This is a genomic window from Actinomycetospora sp. (assembly GCF_055612215.1).
Window position 1 is genome coordinate 1 of record NZ_JBVPVA010000832.1, and the last position, 5,967, is coordinate 5,967.

At 73.2% G+C, this 5,967-nt stretch carries 5 protein-coding genes; 3 read left to right on the plus strand and 2 right to left on the minus strand.

Annotated features, from left to right (window positions below):
• Positions 1-1,175: aldehyde dehydrogenase family protein (locus AC0CYZ_RS22700; protein ID WP_472219522.1), on the minus strand; the 1,175-nt coding region annotated here is incomplete at its 3' end.
• Between the two features lie 79 nt (positions 1,176-1,254).
• On the opposite strand from AC0CYZ_RS22700, the gene AC0CYZ_RS22705 reads away from it, so the two are divergent.
• Together AC0CYZ_RS22705 and AC0CYZ_RS22710 are read left to right on the plus strand one after the other, a co-directional pair.
• Positions 1,255-1,662: an SRPBCC family protein gene (locus AC0CYZ_RS22705; protein ID WP_472219525.1), complete on the plus strand. Its 408-nt coding sequence runs from the start codon at positions 1,255-1,257 to the stop codon at positions 1,660-1,662.
• A gap of 53 nt (positions 1,663-1,715) precedes the next feature.
• Complete coding sequence (locus tag AC0CYZ_RS22710) at positions 1,716-3,329, plus strand: M20/M25/M40 family metallo-hydrolase (protein ID WP_472219528.1); 1,614 nt, start codon at positions 1,716-1,718, stop codon at positions 3,327-3,329.
• Positions 3,330-3,427: 98 nt separating this feature from the next.
• On the opposite strand, the gene AC0CYZ_RS22715 is transcribed toward AC0CYZ_RS22710, so the two are convergent.
• Positions 3,428-4,045, minus strand: a complete 618-nt coding sequence (locus AC0CYZ_RS22715; RefSeq protein WP_472219532.1) for a mycothiol-dependent nitroreductase Rv2466c family protein — start codon at positions 4,043-4,045, stop codon at positions 3,428-3,430.
• 110 nt (positions 4,046-4,155) lie between these two features.
• Here AC0CYZ_RS22715 and pepN point away from each other — a divergent pair.
• Positions 4,156-5,967, plus strand: a 1,812-nt coding sequence (pepN, locus tag AC0CYZ_RS22720; protein ID WP_472219534.1) for an aminopeptidase N, incomplete at its 3' end; no start/stop codon positions are given.

A 5,967-nucleotide genomic window follows, 5' to 3' on the forward strand; every position in this document is an offset into this window, starting at 1 on the left:
GGCATGATCGCCAGCACCGGACCGAAGATCTCCTCCTGCGCGATCGTCATGTCCGACCGCACCCCCGAGAAGATCGTCGGCCGCACGTAGGCACCCTCGGCGGGCACGCCCTCCGGCGCGCCCGGCCCGCCGACGGCCAGCTCCGCACCCTCCTCGACGCCCCGCGCGATGTAGGACTCCACCCGGTCGCGCTGCGTCGCCGAGGACATCGGCCCGATCCGCGTCGACTCGTCGGTCGGGTCGCCGACGGTGTACTTCGCCGCCGCGGACACCGCGAGCTCCACGACCTCGTCGTGCAGCGACTCCGGCACCAGCAGCCGCGTCCAGGCGGTGCAGGTCTGCCCGCCGTTGATGAAGCAGTTCCCGAGCCCGACCTTGACGGCCTTCGTCAGGTCGGCGTCGTCGAGCACGATGTTCGCCGACTTCCCCCCGAGCTCGAGGGCGACGCGCTTGATCGTCCCGGCGGCGACCTCCTGCACCCGGCGGCCGGCGGCGACCGACCCGGTGAACGACACCATGTCCACCCCGGGGTGCGCGGCGAGCGCCTCGCCGGCCTCCGGGCCGACGCCGTGCACCACGTTGAACACCCCGGCGGGCAGGCCGGCCTCGGCGGAGATCGCGGCGAGCGCGCCCGCCGTCAGCGGCGCCACCTCGGAGGGCTTGAGCACGACCGTGCAGCCCGCGACGAGGGCCGGCGCCAGCTTGGCGACGACCTGGTGCAGCGGGTAGTTCCACGGCGTCACGGCGCCGACGACGCCGACCGGCTCGCGGACGACGAGGGAGTTGCCGATCTCCTCGGTCCAGGCGAAGTCCTCGGCGAGCGCGGCCACGCCCTTCGACGTCGCCATCGGCATGCCGAGCTGCACGCTGCGCGCGAACGCGATCGGCGAGCCCATCTCCGCGGTGATCGACTGCGCGAGCTCCTCGTGGCGGGCCTTGAGCCCGTCGCGGATGCGCAGGACCGCGGCCACGCGCTCGGCCACCGGGGTCGCCGACCACGCCGGGAACGCCGACCGCGCGGCCAGCACCGCCGCGTCGACCTCCGCCCGGCCACCGCGCGGGACCTCGGCGATCGTCTGCCCGGTCGCGGGGTTCACCACGGCGATCGACCCGGAACCGGCCACCGCCTCCCCGTCGATCCAGTGCTGGGTGAGCGTGTCCGTGCTGGTCGTCATCGACTTACCTCCGCCGTCGCCTCCGGTCCGTCCCCACTCTGCCCCGGTTGCGGCTCCCGGGCACGGGGCAGCCCCGCCCATGGCCGACTTCACCTCCACCACCACCGTCGACGCCTCCCCCGAGGACCTCTTCGCCTTCCTCTCCGACGTGGGCAACCTCCCGCGGTACTTCGCCCGCATGAAGACCGCCGAGCCGGCGGGGGGCAACGCGGTGCGGACGTCCGCCGAGCTGCCCGACGGCTCCCACGTCGAGGGCGAGGCGTGGTTCGAGGTCGATCAGAACGCCCAGCACATCGCCTGGGGCGCCGAGGGCGAGAGCGACTACCACGGCTACCTCGACGTCCGTCCCGACGAGCGCGGCGCCGTCGTCGAGGTGCACCTGCACACCAACCGCGCGGAGGCCGGCGACCACCAGGTGCAGAACGGGCTGGACACCACCCTCGACACGATCAGGACGCTCGTCGAGGACCAGGGCGCGGCAGGCTGAGCCGACCCGCCCGGCGTCACCCCCGACGCCGGGCGGCTCCCGGGAGGTCCGCCGTGCTCGCACGCCTCGTCGCGCTCGTGCTGCTCACGGTCGTCACGGGCTTGGCGCTGTGGTCGGACCGGCCGCCCGCGCCGGTGCCGGCGAGCGCCCCCTCGGCGGCGTTCAGCGCCGAGCGCGCGATGCCGGTGGTCGACGACCTCGCCCGGGAGCCCCACCCCCTGGGCAGCCCGGCGGCGCAGCGGGTGCGCGAGGACGTCGTCGCGCGGCTGCGGGCCCTCGGCACGGCTCCGCGGGTGGAGACCACCGTCGTGCGCGGGGCGACCGTCGCGAACGTCGTCGCGACCCTCCCGGGCAGCGCGCCGACCGGCACCGTCGTGCTCGCCGCGCACCAGGACTCGGTCCCGGAGGGCCCGGGCGCGGCCGACGACGTCTCCTCGGTGGCGGCCATCCTCGAGACCGTGCGCGCCCTGCGGGCGGGGCCGCCGCTGCGCGACGACGTCGAGGTGCTGCTGACCGACGGCGAGGAGGCCGGCCTGCTCGGGGCGCAGGCCTGGGTGCGTGACGACCTGCCCCGCGACCGGCCGACCGTCGTGCTCAACCACGAGGCCCGCGGGGTCGCCGGGCCCTCGCTGGTCTTCCAGACGTCCCCCGGCAACGCCGGCCTCGTCCGCGCGATCGCCGACGCCGTCCCGCACCCGCGCGGCGACTCCTCGCTCGTCGCGGTCTACCGCCTGCTGCCCAACGACACCGACCTGTCCGTGGTCCTCGACGCCGGTCGGCCCGGGGTGAACTCGGCGTTCATCGAGCGCCCGAGCGCGTACCACACGGTGGGCGACACCCCGGCGGCATTGAGCCCGGCGAGCGTGCAGAACCAGGGCTCGACGATGCTCGCGCTCGCCCGGGAGCTGGGGAACGCGGACCTGCGCCCGCTCGACCCGGTCGCGAGCGGCCTGCCCCCGCAGCCCGACGCGGTGTACTTCCGGGTCCTCGGCGCGTTCGTCACCTACCCGCAGGCGTGGGAGCTGCCGATCGCCCTGGCGGCGGTCGCGGCCCTCGTCGGGGCGGTCCTGCTCGGGCGGCGGCGGGGGCTGCTGCGCGTTGGCGGGGTGCTCCTCGCCGCGGTGACGGCGGGGGTCGCGGTCGTCGTCGCACTGGGCCTGGGGGCCGTGCTCGGGGAGCTCTTCGGCATGTTGCGCCCGGGCGGGCGCGGTGTCGGCCCCTACGCGGCCCACCTGCTGCCCTTCGAGGTCGCCGACGTCGTGCTGGCGGTCGTCGTGGTCCTGGCGTGGGTGCTGCCGCTGCGACGGCGGTACGAGCCGACCGCGACGACGGCGGGCGCGGCGGGCCTGCTCGGTGTGCTCGGGCTGGTCACCGCGGTCGTCGTGCCCGGGGCGTCGTTCCTGCTCGCGCTCCCGGCGCTGGGCCTGGCCCTCGGGCTCGGCGTCGCGGTGCTGCTGCGGGCCCGCCCGAGCGTCGCGGTGGCGGCCCTCGCCGTCGGGACCGTGCCGACCGCTTCCCTGCTGGTGCCCTTCGCGCCCCAGGTGTTCCTCGTCGACGGCGTGGCGCACGGGCTGGCCGTGGCGGTTATCGCGCTGGTGCTCGGCCCCTGCGCCTGGCTGGTCGGCGGTCCGACCACGCCGGTCGGTCCTCCCCATCCGCGCCCGTAGGCAGTCGATCATGCCGAAGGCACCGACCGGGTCCGGTGCCCTCGACATGATCAACTGCCTACCGTGCGCGCCGGCGGACGGGCCCCGGCGGCCCGTCGTCAGTCGAACTTGAGCTCGGTGTCGCGGGTCCGCTTGAGCTCGTAGAAGTACTCGTAGCCCGCGAGCAGCTTCGCGCCGTCGAAGATCTGGCCGGCCTGCTCGCCGCGCGGGATGCGGGTCATGACGGGGCCGAAGTACGCGGAGCCGTCGACGTGGATCACGGGCGTGCCGACGTCCATGCCCACCGGGTCCATGCCCTCGTGGTGGGACTTCTTCAGCGCGTCGTCGTAGTCGGTCGAGGTCGCGGCCTTGGCGAGGTCGGCGTCGAGCCCGACCTCGGAGAGCGCCTTCGCGATGACGTCGTCGAAGTCCTTGTTGCCGTTGTTGTGGATCTCGGTGCCCATCGCGGTGTAGAGCGGGGCGAGGATCTCGTCGCCGTGGGCCTGCGCGGCCGCGATGCACACGCGGACGGGCTTCCAGCCCTCGTCCATCATCGACTGGTACTTCTCGTCGAGGTCACGGCCCGAGTTGAGCACCGACAGGCTCATCACGTGCCACGCGATGTCGATGTCGCGGACGTTCTGCACCTCCAGGATCCAGCGGGAGGTGATCCAGGCGAACGGGCACAGCGGGTCGAACCAGAAGTCGACGCGGGTCTTGTCACCAGCAGCGGTCATGACACCAGGCTTCCCTCGGACGGCAGGTCTCTACCGGAGCGAACCGTGGAAGCTGCAACCGTGTTCCCGTGACGGCACGGCGCACCCGCGCCGTGGATAGGGTGAGCCGCGTGGCTGCTCCGAACCTGACCCGGGCCGACGCACGCACGCGTGCCGAGATGCTCGACGTCGACTCCTACACCGTCGCGCTCGACCTGACCGACGGCGCCGCGGGGCCGGGTGAGACGACCTTCCGCTCGACGACGACGGTGCGGTTCCGCTGCTCCTCCCCCGGCGCCGCGAGCTGGATCGACCTCGTCGCGGCGGAGGTGCGCGCCGCCACCCTCAACGGCGTCGCGCTCGACGTCACCGGCTACGACGAGGAGAAGGGCATCGCACTGCCCGACCTCGTCGCCGAGAACGAGCTCGTCGTCGACGCCGACTGCCGCTACATGAACACCGGCGAGGGCCTGCACCGCTTCGTCGACCCGGTCGACGGCGGGGTCTACCTCTACAGCCAGTTCGAGACCGCGGACGCCAAGCGGATGTTCGCCTGCTTCGACCAGCCCGACCTCAAGGCGACGATCACGCTGACCGCGCTCGCGGCGCCGAGCTGGGAGGTCATCTCCAACGGCGCGAAGGACACGGCGACGACGCTCGACTCCGGCGCCGTCCACCACGCCTTCGAGACCACGGTCCGCATCTCGACCTACCTCGTCGCGCTCGTCGCCGGGCCCTACGCCACATGGACCGACGAGTACTCCGACGACCACGGCACGATCCCGCTGGGCATCTACTGCCGCGCGAGCCTCGCCGAGCACATGGACGCCGAGCGGCTGTTCACCGAGACCAAGCAGGGCTTCGGCTTCTACCACCGCAACTTCGGGGTGGCCTACCCCTTCACCAAGTACGACCAGCTCTTCGTCCCGGAGTTCAACGCGGGCGCGATGGAGAACGTCGGGGCGGTGACGTTCCTCGAGGACTACGTCTTCCGCAGCCGCGTCACCCGCTACCTCTACGAGCGCCGCGCCGAGACCGTGCTGCACGAGATGGCGCACATGTGGTTCGGCGACCTCGTGACGATGCGCTGGTGGGACGACCTGTGGCTCAACGAGTCGTTCGCGACCTGGGCGAGCGTCGTGAGCCAGTCCGAGGCCACCGAGTACCGCAACGCCTGGACCACGTTCGCGAACGTCGAGAAGTCCTGGGCCTACCGCCAGGACCAGCTGCCCTCGACCCACCCGATCGCGGCCGACATCCCCGACCTGCAGGCCGTCGAGGTCAACTTCGACGGCATCACCTACGCCAAGGGCGCGTCGGTGCTCAAGCAGCTCGTGGCCTACGTCGGGCAGGAGGAGTTCCTCGCCGGGCTGCGCCTGTACTTCTCCCGGCACGCCTACGGCAACGCCACCTTCGACGACCTCCTCGGCGCCCTCACCGAGGCCTCCGGCCGGGACCTCTCCGGGTGGAGCGCGCAGTGGCTGCGCACGACCGGGCTCAACTCGCTCTCGCCGTCGTTCTCGGTCGGCGAGGACGGCCGGTACCGGACCTTCGACGTCACGCAGGGCGGCGCCCGCCCCGGCGCCGGCGAGACCCGCACGCACCGCATCGCCGTCGGCATCTACGACGACGACGGCAGCGGCACGCTCGTCCGGCGCCACCGCACCGAGCTCGACGTGTCCGGCGAGCGCACCGAGGTCCCCGAGCTCGTCGGGGTCGAGGCCGGCGCGCTGGTGCTGGTCAACGACGACGACCTCACCTACTGCACGATGCGCCTCGACGAGCGCTCGTTGACCACGCTGATCGACCGGGTCGGCGACATCGCCGAGCCGCTGCCGCGGACGCTGTGCTGGTCGGCGGCCTGGGAGATGACCCGTGAGGCCGAGCTGCGGGCGCGTGACTTCGTGACCCTCGTGCTGAACGGGCTCGCGGCCGAGAGCGAG